The organism is Parasedimentitalea denitrificans, assembly GCF_011813015.1.
GTDB lineage: Bacteria > Pseudomonadota > Alphaproteobacteria > Rhodobacterales > Rhodobacteraceae > Parasedimentitalea > Parasedimentitalea denitrificans.
Map to the genome: position 1 here is coordinate 1 of NZ_QHLQ01000073.1, position 912 is coordinate 912.

Genomic DNA, 912 nt, shown 5'->3' on the forward strand with positions numbered 1-912 from the left:
ACGTAAGCTGCGGATACTGCGATACGCAGACGAGATTGGTCATGTTGCTAAAGCCTGCCGTTATTTCGGGATCGGGCGATCCAGCTTTTACCGATGGAGGCAAGCCTATGCTGAGCGCGGCGAAGCAGGCCTGATCAATGCACCGCCGATCCCCAAATGGCATGCCAACAGGACGCCGCCTGAGCGCGAGGAAAAGGTTCTCTATCTTCGCCGCAAATACCACCTCGGCCCAATGCGGATCGTTTGGTACCTGGAGCGCTATCACGACATTAGGATCTCCGACGCAACGGTCTCACGCATTCTGCGCCGCCACGGGATGAACCGCCTTCCTCGGGGAACTCGCATGCGCAAAGTTCACACAAAGCGCTACCAGAAACAGGTCCCTGGGCATCACATCCAGATGGATGTTAAGTTCCTGACTTTCAAAGGCAAACAGGGCGAAAAGGTGCGCCGCTTTCAATACACTGCGATTGACGACGCAACGCGTGTGCGGGCGTTGAAGGTTTACGAAAGACATACCCAGGCCAATGCCATTGATTTCGCAAATCACATCATCGAAAAGTTCCCATTCCGCATCCGAGAAATCAGAACGGATAATGGCCATGAGTTCCAGGCCAAGTTCCACTGGCATGTTGAGGACCTCGGTATCCGCCATGCCTACATAAAACGCGGCACTCCCCAGTTGAACGGCAAGGTCGAGCGTTCACACCGCTCCGACGGACAAGAGTTTTATCAGCTGCTCAGCTACAAAGGAGATGTCTATCTCGAAGCCAAATTGGGCGAGTGGGAGAGCTTTTACAACTTCCACCGACCTCACGGCGCACACGACGGAAAGACGCCTTACGAAGTCCTCAGGGAAAAGCTATAGTCAACAAACGAGATGTCCCACGGGTAACCGCACCTTACACTGTG

The 912-nt window shown here is 54.2% G+C and carries 1 protein-coding gene; it reads left to right on the plus strand.

What is annotated here, in order from left to right; translation table 11 throughout:
• A partial coding sequence (locus DL239_RS21360; protein WP_167686112.1) for an IS481 family transposase occupies positions 1-868 on the plus strand: 868 nt, incomplete at its 5' end.
• Between the last annotated feature and the right edge of the window lie 44 nt (positions 869-912).